Below are 14,834 nucleotides of genomic sequence, written 5' to 3' on the forward strand. Positions count from 1 at the left end.
TCTGGAAGCTAGGGCCGTAGGCTAGCCCGTTTGAGCCAAGGGGCAGTTGGACTGCCCCCATAAGCGGCATTGTGCCGATGCAGTCGCTGCCGTCAAGAATAAGGCAGGTGGGCTCAGCCGCTTCGGCTCAGCTTCCAGAACATCTGTGCATTGCGCATCTGCACCAGTCGGGCTGCGGCAGCCTCATCGGCCTCTTCATCGCGACCCCAGCTTTGCGCCTGATATTCCTCGTCAATTCTGGAAAGCGCATGCGATGCGTCAGCGTCGATTCGGCCATGGATCACCGCAAGACCGAGCACCAAAGAGCCAGGAAGCGTGACCAGATCATGCAGAGCCGTCAGGCCGAAAGCGTCCAGCGCCACGACCTCTGCCTTCAATTTCAGCAAGGACGATTCCTCCTGCGGCACGGGCACGATGCCATGCGTGATGCGCAACGGAGCCTTGAGATGCGTGGCAGCCCAGTCGATCAACGGGTCCCAGCCCTCGGCCTGTGCCCGGATCAAGTCCTCGGGCGCCTCGGCCCGATAGGACAGCAGATCCGTGCCACCATATTCGGCAAGCATCGAAGCAACCGCCTCGAACTGCTGCGCGACGCGCTCGACCGCGGAATTGGCGGCACGGGTCAGGGGCATCGTGTTCGGATCAATCACATCTTCCTGAGCATCCCATTCCGCCGCGATGGCCTCGGCCAGGGCCGCGGTCGGCAGGATCAGGGACAGCTTGCCCGGCGTGCGGACCGGGCGACCATCAAGCGTCACTTCCCAGCCGCCTTCGGCCTCTCGAACCGAGGCCGATTTCCAGAACCGCCGCGCTTTCCATTCGCTGCTCATGCCATGTCTTCCTGTCTTGCCCAATGAAGCAGAGCCTGGGTGAGCGCCGGATAATCCTGCGCGACCAGACCTGCCCCCGCCCCGCGCAGATCCTCTGCCGGATGGTATCCCCAATCGACGCCGAATCCGGCCACACCCGCCGCCCGCGCCATTTCGATATCGAAGACCGTGTCGCCGACCATCACCGCCCGGTCCGGACCCAATCCGGCATCGAACAATGCGCTTTCCAGCATCGCGGGATGCGGTTTGGACGGATGGCCATCAGCCGTCTGCCGGGTGAAGAACCGCCCCGTCAGGCCATGTGCCTCCAGCACCGCCTGAAGCCCGCGCATCGGCTTTCCGGTCGCGATTCCCAACAAGATATCATCTTCGGCTTCCAGGGCGGCGAGACAGTCGAGCGCACCGGGATAAAGCGGTGGGACGGCCCCCCGCGCGCGCGAGGCGACAAACGCCTCGCGATAGCCGACGACGACGAGCTGATGCGTGTCCATCGCGGCCTCTGGCAGCAGTCGTTCTACCGCGATGGGCAAGGACAGGCCGACGATCGACAGGATCTGCAACGGGTCCATCTCGGGCAGGCCCGCCCCGCGCAGGCCCAGGTTCATCGCCTCGGTGATTTCGTTCTGGCTGTTGACCAGCGTTCCGTCGACGTCGAAGACGACAAGCCGCATCATGTTTCCTCGAACGGGTCTTCGGGCACGTCGTTTTCCTGCCAGCCGAACGTCTTCCAGGTGCGTGTCATGTGTTCGGGCAAGGGCGCGGTCACGGTGATGAGCTTCTTGGTGATCGGATGCTCGAACCGGATCAGCCTTGCATGCAGGTGCAGCTTGCGGCTGATTTCGCCGCCCAGTTGCGCGCCCCAGCCATCGCCAAGGTTTTCCTGCCCGGAACCGCCGTATTTGCCGTCACCGACGATCGGGTGGCCCATCTCGGCCATATGGGCGCGCAACTGATGCGTGCGACCCGTCACCGGAACCATCGCAACCCAGCTCAAGCGGCTGCCAAGCGCCTCGAGCACAGCATAATCGGTATGGGCCCGCTTCGCGCCCTCGGTTTCGGCGACCTGCGAGGGATGGACGGCGACCATCTTCTCGCCTTCGCCCATGCGGCCGCGCCCCGGCGCCTTGACCAGGCCATATTTGATCGACCCCATGCGCGGATGCGGCACCCCGGCGACTGCGGCCCAGTAGATCTTGCGGGTCAGGCGGTGGCGGAACGCCTCGGAAAGCGAACGTGCGATCCGGTCGGTGCGCGCCAGCAGCAGCACGCCGGAGGTATCCTTGTCGAGCCGGTGCACGAGCTTTGGGCGATCCTTGTAGCCGAACATCAGCGCCTCGGTCAGGCCGTCGACATGGCGGTCGCCCTGCCCCGATCCACCCTGCGAGGGCAGGCCCGGTGGCTTGTTCAGCGCAATGATATGTTCATCGCGCCACAGCACGCAGGACTGGATCATCTCGGCATCGGACGGCTTGACGCGAGCCTTGGCGGACTTGGCTACGGCGGGCGCCGTCGCATCGGGCAGCGGAGGCACGCGGATCTCTTGCCCGGCCTCGATGCGGGTGTTGGCCTTGACCCTTCCGCCATCGACGCGCAGCTGGCCCGTGCGGCACCATTTCTCGACCGCGCCCTGCGTGAGCTGCGGGAAGCGCTTCTTCAGCCAGCGGTCGATGCGCTGATCGCCCTCATCCTCGCCAATTCGGATTGTTTGAACAGTTGTCATGCAAAAATCCCCCGGCCCGCGGTCAGACCCGCGAAAACCGCCAGAAGTGAAATCGTCACCGAGGCCAGCACATAGCCGATTGCCAGGATGCTCGCGCCGCGTTCCCACAGCGAGATCGTATCAAGCGCGAAGGCCGAGAAGGTGGTGAAGCCCCCCAGCATCCCGGTCAGGACCAGCGGCGCAAGATGCTGTCCGCCACGATGGGCAATGGCGGCTGCCAGCAGGCCCATGACGAAGCAACCGACGACATTCACCGTCAGCGTGCCCAGTGGAAAGCCGGACGTCATCCGTGCCGCGAGTATGTTGACGCAGTAACGCGCCGTGGAACCCAGTGCCCCGCCAAGCGCGACCTGGAGAAAGATATGGTTCATTTGTTGCCCTCTGCGCGCCGCTTTTGACGGAGGCCGGCGAACCATTCAACGCGCTTTTTCAGCTCACGCTCGAATCCGCGTTCGACCGGCAGGTAAAGGACGGGACGTTTCATGCCTTCGGGGAAATAATCCTGCCCCGAAAAGCCGTCGTCGGCGTCGTGGTCGTATTGGTAGCCTGCCCCATAGCCCTGATCCTTCATAAGGCCGGTCGGGGCGTTCAGGATATGGGCGGGCGGCATCTGGCTGCCCGAGCGCCGTGCGAGATCCCGCGCGCCCTTGTAGGCGGTATATCCGGCGTTGGATTTCGGGGCGAGCGCCAGATAGATCACCGCCTGCGCAAGGGCCAGTTCCCCCTCGGGGCTACCCAGGCGTTCATAAAGTGCCCAGGCGTCCAGGCAATGGCGTTGCGCTGCCGGATCGGCAAGGCCGATGTCTTCGACCGCCATGCGGGTGATGCGCCGCGCCAGGTAGCGCGGGTCTTCGCCCCCTTCGAGCATGCGTGAGAACCAGTAGAGCGCAGCGTCCGGGTCGCTTCCCCGCACGGATTTGTGCAGGGCCGAGATCAGGTTGTAATGTTCGTCCCCGGACTTGTCGTATTTCGCGGCCCGACGCATCAGGCGCTGCGAGAGTTGGTCGGTGTCGAGCCTGCCCCCAACTTTCCAGGCCATGACCTGCTCGATCAGGTTCAGCCCGGCGCGCCCGTCGCCATCGGCCATTTCCAGAAGCCTATCCCGTGCCTCGGGAGTCAGAGGCAGGGCCCGGCCAAGTTCCAGTTCGGCGCGTTGCGCCAGCCGTTCCAGATCTGACAGGTTCAGGCGTTCCAGAACGATGACCTGCGCGCGCGACAGAAGCGCCGCGTTCAGCTCGAAGCTGGGGTTTTCGGTCGTTGCCCCGACCAGCACGATCGTGCCGTCCTCCATATGCGGCAGGAAGCTGTCCTGCTGCGCCTTGTTGAAGCGGTGGATCTCGTCGACGAAAAGAAGCGTTCCCCGCCCCTGTTGGCGCCTGAGCCGTGCCGCATCGAAGACCTTGCGCAGTTCGGGCACGCCCGAGAAGATCGCCGAGATCTGGACGAAGGCCAGATCCGTCTCGAGTGCCAGCAGACGGGCGATGGTCGTCTTGCCGACCCCCGGAGGCCCCCAGAGGATCAGCGATGACAGGCTGCCCGCCGAAAGCATGGCGCCCAGCGGCCCGTCCGGACCAAGCACTTTCTGCTGACCGACGACATCGGTCAGCACGGCCGGCCGGATGCGGTCTGCCAAGGGGCGATTTGCCTCGCGAGCGGGGGCGCCCCCGTCGGGCGCTTTGTCGAATAGATCTGCCATGCGGGGGGCATGTTACGCCGCGCATCGACGGCGCGAAAGGCCCCCTCGCCGGGCATAGACGGTCAGTGCAGCTTGGTGGCCAGATTGATCTCGACGCATTGGAAATGACCGTCATCGATCCAGATCACCGGCCCCATTGCCCGGGCATCGAGGCCGCAGGGCTTGAGCCAGCGCGGCCAGGTCGAGGCGACGAGGCAGACCAGTTTCGTCGCGCCAAGTTCCCGTGCGGAATTGGTCATTTCAAGGACCAGGTTCATGTGCACCTGGCGACGTTCACGCTGCGGAATGGTGTGATCGACGAAAAGTCGGCTGGCTTCCCAGGTGGTCGACTCGACCGGAGCGGGTGCGTCAAGCAGGTTCTGCGGGATCGACCCTCCCAGCAAATCCTCCTGTGCGTCGCGGATCATGTAGGTATACATGCCGCAGCGAGCGGTGGTGGGCGTGAGACGAACACCCGCAAGAACCCGACCCGTATCGTGAATCGCAACCCAGCGGCTCATCGGCGTGTCGTACTGGTCGAACTCCATGTCATCGGTCTGAGGAAGGTTCCAGCGCTTTTGAACGATGAAGCTCTGCTTCCGGGCCCGAAAGATGTTTGCGAACAGTTCGCCGTGGTTGTGGAGGTTGGCGAACGAAAGCGTGGTGGTCTGCATTGGTATTCTCCTGGGGATGTGGTGGGTGGTGGCCCCCAGGGTGTCGACCTCGCCAAAGGCGGACCGTATTTCTACAGCAAGCGGTAGTCCTTGGCCCTCTGGAGCGCCTCGGCAGTCGTACGCGCCATGAGACGTTCGCGCGCCGATATGAGACGAGCCTTGAATGCGCTTTCCGTGATACCAAGTTTGGCAGCCGCCGCTGCGTGACGATCACCCTCTGCGATACACCGAAGGGCCTCTTGCTGAGCCTTGGTCAGGCTCTCCGGCGGCTCCGTGATGTCATGGAGACGCCGAACTGTTGCCGAGATCGCTTCGATCTCGTCATCCGTGAATTCACGTTTGTCATGGGCAAAACAGCAGATCGTGCGCGACTTGATCGGCCCGTGTGCGACAGCCAGGCCAAAGTTCAGCCCGTGATCGGCCGCATCCTGCAGGATCGCGAAGGGATCCGGGATCGGCAGCACGCTCCACCGGCAGGCGCCCGTGGTCGAGAAACCCCAGGCGATCGTGGGATCGCGTAGGGCATAGGCCCGCTCGGCGTAACGCACGGACCATTCCTTGTTATAGGTCTGGAACTGCATCAACGGTGCGGCGAACCGAATATGAAGACCGACGAAATACCCGGCCGGGGCCAGCTTTTTCAGCTTAGCAAGTGCTGCGTTGATTTCCGCGCGAGAAGACATGACCAATTGGACAGATTGCGTTCGATAGGATTGGAGCCATAAAAGGGTAATGCAGTAAGTGTATTCAAGCGTAACTGGTATTGCGAGCGGTGATTTTTTCACTCGACTTTCAAGACCGGACGTCATTTTGCATGACTCAACGCTTTCCAGAGTGCTCGGTTTCCCGACGTCTTTCGGCATATTTCCGCACAAATCCAGCGATCTGAGCAGCCCCGATGGCGAGTCGCCTGTCTCAACTGAAACTTGATTCGTTCCAAAGCTGAAACAATTTTGTGTTGCAAAAAGCCCGCAGCCACGAATCGGGCTGCGGGCTTAAGGAAAGACTTAACCCTAGGAAAGGATTAAATTTCTTATTCCTCGGCGGCCGATTCGGCTTCCAGGCGGGCGCGGTCGCTCGCACCTTTGGCACTGGTGTCACGGTCGACGAGTTCGATGATCGCCATCGGAGCCATGTCGCCGTAGCGGAAGCCGGCTTTCAGGATGCGGACATAGCCACCCTGACGGTCCTTGTAGCGGGCGCCGAGCACTTCGAAGAGTTTCGCGACGTGCTGGTCCTGCTTCAGCTGGGCATCGGCCTGACGACGGGCGTGCAGGTCGCCGCGCTTCGCCAGTGTGATCAGTTTTTCAACGATCGGGCGAAGTTCCTTGGCTTTCGGCAGGGTCGTCTTGATCTGCTCGTGCTCGATCAGCGAGCCGGCCATGTTGGCGAAGAGCGCCTTGCGGTGCTCATGGGTACGGTTCAGACGGCGGTAACCGCGGGCGTGACGCATGATGTTTCTCCTTTACGTCTTTTGCTTTGTCCGGCGACCCTGCGTGGGGGCCACTCTCCTTGGGGCAGGATTGCCCAGGTGCCTTTCGGCGAATTTCCGGGGGCGACATGCGTACACCACGCGTACACAGGCTGTACACAGGGCGTATGCCGCCCCCGGTATTTCCTTAGAACTGGTCGTCGAAGCGTTTTGCAACGTCTTCGATGTTTTCCGGCGGCCAGTCCACGACATCCATCCCGAGATGCAGGCCCATGCCCGAAAGCACTTCCTTGATCTCGTTCAGCGACTTGCGGCCGAAGTTCGGGGTGCGGAGCATCTCGGCTTCGGTCTTCTGGATGAGGTCGCCGATATAGACGATGTTGTCGTTCTTGAGGCAGTTCGCCGAACGGACGGACAGTTCGAGCTCGTCGACCTTCTTGAGAAGGCGCGGATCGAATTCCAGGCCATCATCGGCATCCGAACGGGTCGCGGCTTCGGGTTCTTCGAAGTTCACGAAGACCGAGAGCTGGTCCTGGACGATGCGCGCGGCATAGGCCACCGCGTCTTCCGGGGTCAGCGAGCCGTCGGTTTCGACCTTCATCGTCAGCTTGTCATAGTCGAGAACCTGACCTTCGCGGGTCGGGGTGACTTCATAGCTGACGCGCTTGACCGGCGAGAAGATCGCGTCGATCGGGATCAGGCCGATGGGCGCATCCTCGGGACGGTTCTTGTCGGCGGCGACATAGCCCTTGCCCGTCGCGACGGTCAGTTCCATGTGCAGCTCGGCGCCGTCATCGAGGTGGCAGATGACATGGTCGCGGTTCAGGATGGTAATCCCTGCCGTTTCCTGAATGTCGCCGGCCTTCACCTCGCCCGGACCCTTGGCCGAAAGCGTCAGGCGCTTGGGCGCATCGACTTCCATTTTCAGCGTCACGCCCTTGAGGTTCAGGACGATGTCGGTGACGTCTTCACGCACGCCGGGAACCGACGAGAACTCGTGGAGGACGTTGTCGATCTGAACCGAGGTGATGGCCGCGCCTTGCAGCGAGGACAGCAGCACGCGGCGCAGCGCGTTGCCCAGCGTCAGGCCGAACCCGCGCTCGAGCGGTTCCGCGACGACAGTGGCGACGCGGGTCGAATCAGCGCCCGGCTTGATTTCAAGCTGGGTCGGCTTGATCAGTTCAGCCCAATTCTTGTGGATCATGCGTTTGCCTCCATACCTGTTTCCAGCCCATGACCGGTGGCCGGAAACGCCCGAGGTTGAATGCGAAAATCGCGCCCGCGCCGGAGACCGGCGCGGAACGCGTTGTCACAAATCCGAATTAGACCCGGCGACGTTTCGGCGGGCGGCAGCCATTGTGCGCGATCGGGGTCACGTCACGGATGGCCGTGATGTTGAAACCGACGGCAGCCAGCGCGCGCAGAGCCGATTCACGGCCCGAACCGGGGCCTTGAACTTCGACTTCCAGCGTGCGGACGCCATGTTCCTGGGCTTTCTTGCCAGCGTCTTCAGCGGCCATCTGGGCGGCGTAAGGGGTCGATTTGCGCGAGCCCTTGAAGCCCATGGTGCCAGCCGACGACCAGGAGATCGCGTTGCCTTGCACGTCCGAGATCAGGATCTTGGTGTTGTTGAAGGACGAGTTCACATGCGCCACGCCAGTGGCGATGTTCTTGCGTTCCTTGCGCTTGATGCGGGTTTTATCGCGTGCCATTGTCCGTTACCCCTTACTTCTTCTTGCCAGCGATCGGCTTCGCCGGGCCCTTGCGGGTACGGGCATTGGTGTGGGTGCGCTGACCGCGGACCGGCAGGCCACGACGGTGACGCAGACCACGGTACGAACCCAGGTCCATCATGCGCTTGATGTTCATCTGCGTCTCGCGGCGAAGGTCGCCTTCGACGGTCAGGTTGGCATCGATGTATTCGCGGATCGACAGAACTTCGGCATCCGACAGTTCGTTCACGCGACGGGTCGCGTCGATACCGACAGCCGAGATGATTTCATCGGCGAATTTCGGGCCGATCCCGTGGATATAGGTCAGTGCGATCGGGACGCGTTTCCCGGTCGGAATGTTGACGCCAGCAATACGAGCCACGCGTTTTCCTTCTCATGTTGCGGTTCCGTAGTACCGGAACCTTTTTTCACAACCAAAGACCCGAAAGCTTTGCCTTCGGGCCTTCAACTGACACCCGGAATGGCCGGGTGATTCTCATGCGAGATGCCGTGCAATATAGGCACGACAGGCGCAGGTCAAGCCTGTTGGTCCAGAATGGCCGCGACCTGCGCCGCGACCTCGTCCATCGAGGCCATGCCGTCGACCTGCTGCAGGTCGCCATTGGCATAGTAGTAGCCCAGAAGCGGCGCGGTCTTCTTGTAATATTCGCGCAGCCGGTCGGCAAAGACCTCGGGCGTGTCGTCCTTGCGGACCTGTTCACCCGCGGCGCGCGCCTCGTCGGCGCGCTTGACGATGCGCCCGACCAGGGCCTCGTCATCGACCTTGAGCTCGATTGCCGCATCGAGCTCCATGCCGAACTCATCGAGCAACTTGCCAAGCGCATCGGCCTGCGCGAGCGTGCGCGGGAAGCCGTCGAAGATGAAGCCCTTGCCGCCCTGTTCGAGCTTTTCCCTGATCAGGCCGATGACGATTTCATCCGTCACCAATTCGCCCCGATCCATCACCTCGGCCACGCGCTTGCCCATCTCGGTGCCCGAGCTGCGCGCCTCGCGGAGCATGTCGCCGGTCGAAAGCTGCACAAGGCCGCGTTCCTCGATCAAGCGCCGTGCCTGGGTGCCCTTGCCGGCCCCGGGGGGGCCGAGCAGAATGATATTGGTCGCCATACTGTCCCTCTTTCGCCCGCTTCGGGGCCTCTCTCCCTTTTAGCGACGGGCCGGAGCCTTGCGGGGGCGCGCGGTCCCCGGCTTCCGTTTGCCACGAAGCTGCGATTTCTCGATCAAACCTTCGTATTGATGGGCAAGCAAGTGGCTTTGCACCTGGTTGATCGTATCCATGACAACACTGACCACGATCAGCACCGAGGTGCCTCCGAAGTAGAACGGGATCGCCAGCTGATGCCGGATCACTTCGGGCAGCATGCAGACCGCCGCGAGATAGCCCGAACCGATCACCAGCACGCGGCTGACGACATAGGCCAGGTAATCTTCGGTCCGCTTGCCCGGTCGGATGCCGGGGATGAAGCCGCCCTGGTTCTTGAGGTTCTCGGCCACGTCGTCAGGTTTGAAGCTGACGTTGAACGTGTAGAAATAGGCGAAGAACACGATCATCGCCGCGAAGAAGATCAGGTAAAGCGGCTGGCCCGGACCGAAATAGGCCAGGAGCGTCGACATGATCGGGCCGGTCTGGTTGCCCGAGAAGGTCGAGATCGTCACCGGCAGCAGCAGAAGCGAGCTGGCGAAGATCGCCGGGATGACGCCCGCCGGGTTGACCTTGATCGGCAGGTGCGACGATTGCCCGTCATAGACCTTCATCCCGACCTGGCGGCGCGGATACTGGATGTGGATCTTGCGCAGCGCGCGTTCCATGAACACGACGAAGGCGATCACCGCGACCACCATCACGATCACGCCCAGGATCACCGGGGTCGAGATCGCACCCGAACGGCCCTGCGCCAGGAATTGGGCGAGGTGGCCGGGGATCTCGGCGACGATGCCGACGAAGATGATGAGCGAGATGCCGTTGCCGATGCCGCGGGCGGTGATCTGTTCACCCAGCCACATCAGGAACATGGTACCGCCGACAAGCGTGATCACGACCGAGGCGCGGAAGAACATCCCCGGCTCATGCGCGAGATTGCCATGCTCGAGGCTGACCGCCAGACCCCAGGCCTGGAACAGCGCCAGCGCGACCGTGCCGTAACGGGTATACTGGTTGATTTTCTTGCGGCCCTGCTCGCCCTCTTTCTTGAGCTGCTCGAGCGCGGGGACCATCGAGGCCAGCAGCTGGACGATGATCGAGGCCGAGATATAGGGCATGATGCCGAGCGCGAAGACGCCCATCCGGCCGAGGGCGCCGCCGGTGAACATCGACAGGATGCCACCAAGGCCGGCTTGCGCCTGGTCCATGAAGTTGCGCAGCGCCGCGCCGTCGATGCCGGGCACCGGAATGTAGGTGCCAAGGCGGTAGATGATGAGAAGTCCGAGGGTGAACCAGATCCTCTGACGCAGCTCGGTCGCCTTGCCGAGCGCGCCCCATGACAGGTTCGCGGCCATCTGTTCTGCGGCTGACGCCATACGTATGCCCCTTCATGGCAGCGCCGCCGGATCGTTTCCCGATCCCGCGGCGCCTGGAAAACTTGTAGCTATGTATTGGGCGCGGGCGCGCCCTTCAACAGCTTATTCCGCCGCGGCTTCTTCTTTGACCGGGCGGGTCACGGTGATCTTGCCACCGGCCTTCTCGACGGCCTCGACAGCGGCCTTCGACGCACCAGCGACGGTCAGGTTCAGCGCGGCGCTCAGTTCGCCCTTCGCCAGAACGCGGACACCGTCCAGCTTGCGGCGGATGACGCCGGAAGCGACCAGGACCTCGGCGGTGACGTCAGATTTGGCGTCGAGCTTGCCCGCATCGACGAAGGCCTGCAGCTGGCCCAGGTTGACGACGGCGAATTCAAGGCGATTCGGCTTGCTGAAGCCGCGCTTCGGCAGGCGGCGATACAGCGGCATCTGGCCGCCTTCGTAACCGTTCAGCGCGACGCCCGAACGCGAGGTCTGACCCTTGATACCACGGCCAGCGGTCTTGCCCTTGCCCGAGCCGGGACCACGTGCAACGCGTTTCTTCTTGCGCGAGGCGCCTTCGTTGTCGCGAAGTTCATGCAGTTTCATTTTGCTTCTCCTAGAGCCGGAAACGTCCCGCGAAGCTAAGGGACGAACACGGCATGATGAATCAGTTGAACTCCCATCGGGGAGCAGCCGCAGCCTATACCCCCCGGCAGGTCCCTGTTCAAGTGCAAGCAGCGATACCGAGCTATTTTACGGTGATCGAGATCGGATCGCCGTAAAGTTCGATCACCTCGCGACCGGCCCGCTCGGCGACAAAGATCGCCTCATAGACTGGTGTCGGCCCCTTGCAGCTGTTGCTCATCCGCGTGCCAGGCTTGCCGAACTGGACATGCCCGGTCTTGAACTTGATGGGCTTGAGTTCCGATTTCGGGGGCAACTGACCACATTCACCGCGCTTGCCGTGGATGACCATCGCCTGTCCGACCTTGAGATTGACCTTTTCCCGATAAGGAACATTGTTCTGGTCCTGTGCGAGGACAGGCCCAGCAAGAAGCAGCGTCGCAGCTAACGATATTCCAACCCAGTTGAACATTGAACCACTCCACCCATGAACCAAAATGGGCTGCGCCAAGGGGCCTCAGCCCTGCGCGGAATATGCTCTCGCGCGCGCCGCCACGAAACGATTCCTTTCTCGAAAATTCAGAATGGTTACGGGCGTTCAGAACTCAAGCCAGGTCCCCAGCTTGACCGCAGCCTCATCAGGGCCGGACAGCGGGGTGATCAGGCCCAGTTCGATCTTCGCGGGGCCAATCACGTCGTGGACGACGCTGGTCGCGAGCTTGGCGGAAAAGCCGGCCTCCTCCGTCTGTTCAAGACGGAACTGGTTGATGATCATCATTGCCTGCGTCGCATGCAGTCCAATGGTCAGATCGGCCTTGCTGGTCACTTCCGAGGTGAGGTAGCCGAGCATGCTGGCCGGAAGTTCGGCCAATTCCGCCTGATCCTTCATCGCCCCCGCGACCTTCAGCCGTGTCTCAAGCGACAGCCAGCCGCCCTGCATGATGCCCTGGAACCCCCTGCCCCAGTTCGCCCCAGCCTGGGCCAGGGGAAGGAACATGCCGTCCCGCTTTGCCATGCCGATCCCAAGCGAGAAGGACAGCCGGTTTTCGCCCAAGGGCTCTGGCGCATGCTGCAGCCAGAAAAGCGCGCTCGTCTCGCCGACATTGGTATAGCCGAGTTCGAAGCCAAGGGTCTGGCGCGGGGTCAGGCCATATTCGCCATACAGGCTGCTATAGCTGTTCTTGTCCGCGTCGCGCTCATCCGAGAGCGCGAGAAAGCTCTGCCCCTGCCCTCGCGGCCAGGGGCCGGCGGCAGCGATCGCAGGATGAAGCAGCGCGATCAGGGCAAGCCAGCGCAGCCATTTTCGCCCCATCTCATGCTCCTTCGCGGGAATTGCCGACGGAAGGTAGCCGGGAACTGGTTAGCAGAAGGTTAACAGAGCCGCGCAAAGCAAAACGCCCCGGATCTCTCCGGGGCGCTTCATAGATCAGGTGCGGGCCGAAATCAGCCGCGCTCTTCGATGATGGTCACCAGATGCGGGATCTTGTTGACCATGCCGCGCACGGCCGGAGTGTCTTCCAGCTCGCGGGTGCGGTTCATCTTGTTCAGCCCCAGGCCTTTCAGCGTCTCGCGCTGGACGGCCGGACGACGGATCGGCGAGCCGATCTGCTTGACGACGATGGTTTTAGCCATGTGTCCGCTCCTTACGCTTCGACAGCGGCTTCAGCAGCCGGCTTGTCGTTCGAGGGCAGGATGTCCGCCACCTTCTTGCCACGACGCTGGGCGACGTTGCGGGGCGAAGCTTCCTTCTTGAGACCGTCGATGGTGGCGCGGATCATGTTGTAGGGGTTCTGCGAGCCTTGCGACTTCGCAACAACGTCCTGAACGCCCAGCATCTCGAAGACAGCGCGCATCGGACCACCGGCGATGATCCCGGTACCCGGAACGGCGGTCCGCATGATCACTTTACCGGCGCCGTGACGGCCTTCGATATCGTGGTGCAGGGTGCGGCCGTCGCGCAGCGGGACGCGAACCAGCGAACGTTTCGCTTGCTCGGTTGCCTTGCGGATCGCCTCGGGGACCTCTTTGGCCTTGCCCTTGCCGAAGCCGACACGGCCACGCTGGTCGCCGACAACGACGAGAGCGGCGAAGCCGAAGCGCTTACCACCCTTGACGGTTTTCGACACACGGTTGATCGCGACCAAGCGGTCGGCGAATTCCGGGGTTTCTTCGCGATCTTCGCGGCGACCCCGACGGTTTTCACGTTCTGCCATATGGCATTCCTTTTTCAACTGGCGCGGGTGGCGCCGTTAAATCCGATCCTGGTGGGCCAAAGGCAAGCCAATGGCCCCCGGATCATCGGGGCGGTGCGAACACCGCCCGCAGTACTTAGAACTTCAGACCACCTTCGCGGGCCGCATCGGCCAGCGCTTTGATCTTGCCGTGGAACAGGAAACCACCGCGGTCGAAGATGACTTCTTCGACGCCGGCCTTCTTCGCGCGCTCTGCAATTGCAGCGCCGATCTTGGCCGCGGCTTCCAGGTTGTTCTTGCCAACAACGCCCAGGTCCTTCTCGAGTGACGAGGCCGAGGCCAGGGTGACCCCTTTCACGTCGTCGATCAGTTGGACCGAGATGTTCTTGGACGAACGGTGAACGGACAGACGCGGACGGCCGTCCGAGATCTTCCGCAGTTTGTTCCGGACGCGCAGGCGGCGCTTGAGGAACAGCTCTCGTTTGTTCAGTGCCATTTTCGCGCCCCTTACTTCTTCTTGCCTTCCTTGCGGAAGACGACCTCACCCTTGTAGCGGATGCCTTTGCCCTTGTAGGGCTCGGGCTGACGCCACTCGCGGATGTTTGCCGCAACCTGGCCGACCAGCTGCTGGTCGATGCCTTCGATCACGATCTCGGTCTGCTTCGGCGAGGTGATCGTCACGCCTTCCGGCGTTTCGAAGTTCACGTCATGCGAATAGCCCAGAGCCAGTTTCAGGGTTTTGCCCTGCATCGTGGCGCGGTAACCCACGCCCTGGATTTCCAGCTCTTTCTTGAAGCCTTCGCTGACGCCGACAGTCAGGTTCTCGACCATCGAGCGGGTCATGCCCCACTGCTGGCGAGCGCGCTTCGACTGGCCGCGCGGAGCGACCTTGACGGCACCGTCCTCGAGCGAGAGCGTCACATCGTCGGTCGCAGTGAAGGTACGGGCGCCTTTCGGGCCTTTCACTTCAATCGTCTGACCTTTGATTTCAGCAGTCACGCCTTTCGGGAGGGCGACCGGTTTTTTACCAATCCGAGACATCTCTGCCCTCCTTAGAACACGGTGCAGAGGACTTCGCCGCCAACATTGGCGTTGCGAGCCGCTGCGTCCGACATCACGCCTTTCGGCGTCGAGACGATGGAAACGCCCAGGCCGTTGCGGACCGACGGGATTTCCTTGACCGAGGCATAAACCCGGCGACCGGGTTTGGACACGCGCGCGAGTTCGCGGATGACCGGAGTGCCTTCGTAGTATTTCAGGCTGATTTCCAGTTCGGCATGGCCCGACGCAGAGGTCGTGGCTTCATAGCCGCGGATGTAGCCTTCGGATTTCAGCACGTCCAGAACCCAAGCGCGCAGCTTGGAGGCCGGAGTGCGAACGGTCGATTTGCCGCGCATCTGAGCATTGCGGATGCGGGTCAGCATATCGCCGAGAGGATCGTTCATCGACATAATGCCC

The 14,834-nt window shown here is 62.4% G+C and carries 21 protein-coding genes; all 21 read right to left on the minus strand.

What is annotated here, in order from left to right; genetic code table 11:
* Positions 1-113 precede the first annotated feature (113 nt).
* Positions 114-830: an ATP12 family chaperone protein gene (locus tag RGQ15_RS02215; RefSeq protein WP_311158585.1), complete on the minus strand. Its 717-nt coding sequence runs from the start codon at positions 828-830 to the stop codon at positions 114-116.
* The gene (locus RGQ15_RS02220) at positions 827-1,501 is read right to left on the minus strand and encodes an HAD-IA family hydrolase (protein ID WP_311158586.1); all 675 of its coding nucleotides are present in this window, start codon (positions 1,499-1,501) and stop codon (positions 827-829) included. Before RGQ15_RS02220 ends, RGQ15_RS02215 begins: the two co-directional genes overlap by 4 nt.
* Positions 1,501-2,550 (minus strand): RluA family pseudouridine synthase, encoded by a 1,050-nt coding sequence (locus tag RGQ15_RS02225; RefSeq protein WP_311158587.1) that lies wholly within the window; start codon positions 2,548-2,550, stop codon positions 1,501-1,503. Before RGQ15_RS02225 ends, RGQ15_RS02220 begins: the two co-directional genes overlap by 1 nt.
* A complete protein-coding gene (gene crcB / locus RGQ15_RS02230) occupies positions 2,547-2,921 on the minus strand; it encodes a fluoride efflux transporter CrcB (protein WP_311158588.1) in 375 nt (124 codons plus the stop codon). Before crcB ends, RGQ15_RS02225 begins: the two co-directional genes overlap by 4 nt.
* A complete protein-coding gene (locus RGQ15_RS02235; RefSeq protein ID WP_311158589.1) occupies positions 2,918-4,246 on the minus strand; it encodes a replication-associated recombination protein A in 1,329 nt (442 codons plus the stop codon). The genes crcB and RGQ15_RS02235 overlap by 4 nt, the downstream gene beginning before the upstream one ends.
* A 62-nt stretch (positions 4,247-4,308) precedes the next feature.
* On the minus strand, positions 4,309-4,899 hold the full coding sequence (locus RGQ15_RS02240; protein WP_311158590.1) for an acyl-homoserine-lactone synthase: 591 nt from the start codon (positions 4,897-4,899) through the stop codon (positions 4,309-4,311).
* 71 nt (positions 4,900-4,970) lie between these two features.
* Complete coding sequence (locus tag RGQ15_RS02245) at positions 4,971-5,582, minus strand: helix-turn-helix transcriptional regulator (protein WP_311161018.1); 612 nt, start codon at positions 5,580-5,582, stop codon at positions 4,971-4,973.
* Between the two features lie 350 nt (positions 5,583-5,932).
* Entirely contained in the window at positions 5,933-6,352 is a 420-nt protein-coding gene (rplQ, locus tag RGQ15_RS02250) for a 50S ribosomal protein L17 (protein ID WP_311158591.1), read from the minus strand.
* A gap of 166 nt (positions 6,353-6,518) precedes the next feature.
* A complete protein-coding gene (locus RGQ15_RS02255; RefSeq protein WP_311158592.1) occupies positions 6,519-7,535 on the minus strand; it encodes a DNA-directed RNA polymerase subunit alpha in 1,017 nt (338 codons plus the stop codon).
* A gap of 118 nt (positions 7,536-7,653) precedes the next feature.
* Entirely contained in the window at positions 7,654-8,043 is a 390-nt protein-coding gene (gene rpsK / locus RGQ15_RS02260) for a 30S ribosomal protein S11 (RefSeq protein WP_011747123.1), read from the minus strand.
* Between the two features lie 13 nt (positions 8,044-8,056).
* Positions 8,057-8,425 carry a 30S ribosomal protein S13 gene (gene rpsM / locus RGQ15_RS02265; protein WP_311158594.1) on the minus strand — a complete coding sequence of 123 codons (369 nt, stop codon included), beginning with the start codon at positions 8,423-8,425 and terminating at the stop codon, positions 8,057-8,059.
* 155 nt (positions 8,426-8,580) lie between these two features.
* Positions 8,581-9,168, minus strand: coding sequence for an adenylate kinase (locus tag RGQ15_RS02270; protein WP_311158595.1), 588 nt, complete (start codon positions 9,166-9,168; stop codon positions 8,581-8,583).
* Between the two features lie 39 nt (positions 9,169-9,207).
* Positions 9,208-10,578 (minus strand): preprotein translocase subunit SecY, encoded by a 1,371-nt coding sequence (gene secY, locus RGQ15_RS02275; protein ID WP_311158596.1) that lies wholly within the window; start codon positions 10,576-10,578, stop codon positions 9,208-9,210.
* A 102-nt stretch (positions 10,579-10,680) separates the two neighbouring features.
* Positions 10,681-11,166 carry a 50S ribosomal protein L15 gene (gene rplO, locus RGQ15_RS02280; protein ID WP_311158597.1) on the minus strand — a complete coding sequence of 162 codons (486 nt, stop codon included), beginning with the start codon at positions 11,164-11,166 and terminating at the stop codon, positions 10,681-10,683.
* Between the two features lie 142 nt (positions 11,167-11,308).
* A complete protein-coding gene (locus RGQ15_RS02285) occupies positions 11,309-11,656 on the minus strand; it encodes a hypothetical protein (protein WP_311158598.1) in 348 nt (115 codons plus the stop codon).
* 126 nt (positions 11,657-11,782) lie between these two features.
* On the minus strand, positions 11,783-12,496 hold the full coding sequence (locus RGQ15_RS02290) for a hypothetical protein (protein WP_311158599.1): 714 nt from the start codon (positions 12,494-12,496) through the stop codon (positions 11,783-11,785).
* Positions 12,497-12,627: 131 nt separating this feature from the next.
* Positions 12,628-12,816 carry a 50S ribosomal protein L30 gene (gene rpmD, locus RGQ15_RS02295; RefSeq protein ID WP_294926022.1) on the minus strand — a complete coding sequence of 63 codons (189 nt, stop codon included), beginning with the start codon at positions 12,814-12,816 and terminating at the stop codon, positions 12,628-12,630.
* Positions 12,817-12,827: 11 nt separating this feature from the next.
* Positions 12,828-13,397, minus strand: a complete 570-nt coding sequence (gene rpsE, locus RGQ15_RS02300; RefSeq protein ID WP_311158600.1) for a 30S ribosomal protein S5 — start codon at positions 13,395-13,397, stop codon at positions 12,828-12,830.
* Between the two features lie 115 nt (positions 13,398-13,512).
* Positions 13,513-13,872, minus strand: a complete 360-nt coding sequence (gene rplR / locus RGQ15_RS02305; RefSeq protein ID WP_311158601.1) for a 50S ribosomal protein L18 — start codon at positions 13,870-13,872, stop codon at positions 13,513-13,515.
* An 11-nt stretch (positions 13,873-13,883) separates the two neighbouring features.
* Complete coding sequence (rplF, locus tag RGQ15_RS02310; protein ID WP_311158602.1) at positions 13,884-14,417, minus strand: 50S ribosomal protein L6; 534 nt, start codon at positions 14,415-14,417, stop codon at positions 13,884-13,886.
* 11 nt (positions 14,418-14,428) lie between these two features.
* Positions 14,429-14,827, minus strand: a complete 399-nt coding sequence (gene rpsH, locus RGQ15_RS02315; RefSeq protein ID WP_311158603.1) for a 30S ribosomal protein S8 — start codon at positions 14,825-14,827, stop codon at positions 14,429-14,431.
* Between the last annotated feature and the right edge of the window lie 7 nt (positions 14,828-14,834).

Origin of the sequence: Paracoccus sp. MBLB3053 (assembly GCF_031822435.1) — a bacterium.
Taxonomy (GTDB): Bacteria; Pseudomonadota; Alphaproteobacteria; order Rhodobacterales; family Rhodobacteraceae; genus Paracoccus; species Paracoccus aurantius.

What these genes read in the sequence shown, in the direction of transcription:
- RGQ15_RS02285 (WP_311158598.1), bottom strand. Translation starts at nt 11,656, where the DNA reads ATGTTCAACTGGGTTGGAATATCGTTAGCTGCGACGCTGCTTCTTGCT.
- rplR (WP_311158601.1), bottom strand. Translation starts at nt 13,872, where the DNA reads ATGGCACTGAACAAACGAGAGCTGTTCCTCAAGCGCCGCCTGCGCGTC.
- RGQ15_RS02270 (WP_311158595.1), bottom strand. Translation starts at nt 9,168, where the DNA reads ATGGCGACCAATATCATTCTGCTCGGCCCCCCCGGGGCCGGCAAGGGC.
- rpmD (WP_294926022.1), bottom strand. Translation starts at nt 12,816, where the DNA reads ATGGCTAAAACCATCGTCGTCAAGCAGATCGGCTCGCCGATCCGTCGT.
- crcB (WP_311158588.1), bottom strand. Translation starts at nt 2,921, where the DNA reads ATGAACCATATCTTTCTCCAGGTCGCGCTTGGCGGGGCACTGGGTTCC.
- RGQ15_RS02225 (WP_311158587.1), bottom strand. Translation starts at nt 2,550, where the DNA reads ATGACAACTGTTCAAACAATCCGAATTGGCGAGGATGAGGGCGATCAG.
- RGQ15_RS02245 (WP_311161018.1), bottom strand. Translation starts at nt 5,582, where the DNA reads ATGTCTTCTCGCGCGGAAATCAACGCAGCACTTGCTAAGCTGAAAAAG.
- secY (WP_311158596.1), bottom strand. Translation starts at nt 10,578, where the DNA reads ATGGCGTCAGCCGCAGAACAGATGGCCGCGAACCTGTCATGGGGCGCG.
- RGQ15_RS02240 (WP_311158590.1), bottom strand. Translation starts at nt 4,899, where the DNA reads ATGCAGACCACCACGCTTTCGTTCGCCAACCTCCACAACCACGGCGAA.
- rplQ (WP_311158591.1), bottom strand. Translation starts at nt 6,352, where the DNA reads ATGCGTCACGCCCGCGGTTACCGCCGTCTGAACCGTACCCATGAGCAC.
- RGQ15_RS02255 (WP_311158592.1), bottom strand. Translation starts at nt 7,535, where the DNA reads ATGATCCACAAGAATTGGGCTGAACTGATCAAGCCGACCCAGCTTGAA.
- RGQ15_RS02290 (WP_311158599.1), bottom strand. Translation starts at nt 12,496, where the DNA reads ATGGGGCGAAAATGGCTGCGCTGGCTTGCCCTGATCGCGCTGCTTCAT.
- rpsK (WP_011747123.1), bottom strand. Translation starts at nt 8,043, where the DNA reads ATGGCACGCGATAAAACCCGCATCAAGCGCAAGGAACGCAAGAACATC.
- RGQ15_RS02235 (WP_311158589.1), bottom strand. Translation starts at nt 4,246, where the DNA reads ATGGCAGATCTATTCGACAAAGCGCCCGACGGGGGCGCCCCCGCTCGC.
- rplO (WP_311158597.1), bottom strand. Translation starts at nt 11,166, where the DNA reads ATGAAACTGCATGAACTTCGCGACAACGAAGGCGCCTCGCGCAAGAAG.
- rpsH (WP_311158603.1), bottom strand. Translation starts at nt 14,827, where the DNA reads ATGTCGATGAACGATCCTCTCGGCGATATGCTGACCCGCATCCGCAAT.
- rplF (WP_311158602.1), bottom strand. Translation starts at nt 14,417, where the DNA reads ATGTCTCGGATTGGTAAAAAACCGGTCGCCCTCCCGAAAGGCGTGACT.
- rpsE (WP_311158600.1), bottom strand. Translation starts at nt 13,397, where the DNA reads ATGGCAGAACGTGAAAACCGTCGGGGTCGCCGCGAAGATCGCGAAGAA.
- RGQ15_RS02220 (WP_311158586.1), bottom strand. Translation starts at nt 1,501, where the DNA reads ATGCGGCTTGTCGTCTTCGACGTCGACGGAACGCTGGTCAACAGCCAG.
- RGQ15_RS02215 (WP_311158585.1), bottom strand. Translation starts at nt 830, where the DNA reads ATGAGCAGCGAATGGAAAGCGCGGCGGTTCTGGAAATCGGCCTCGGTT.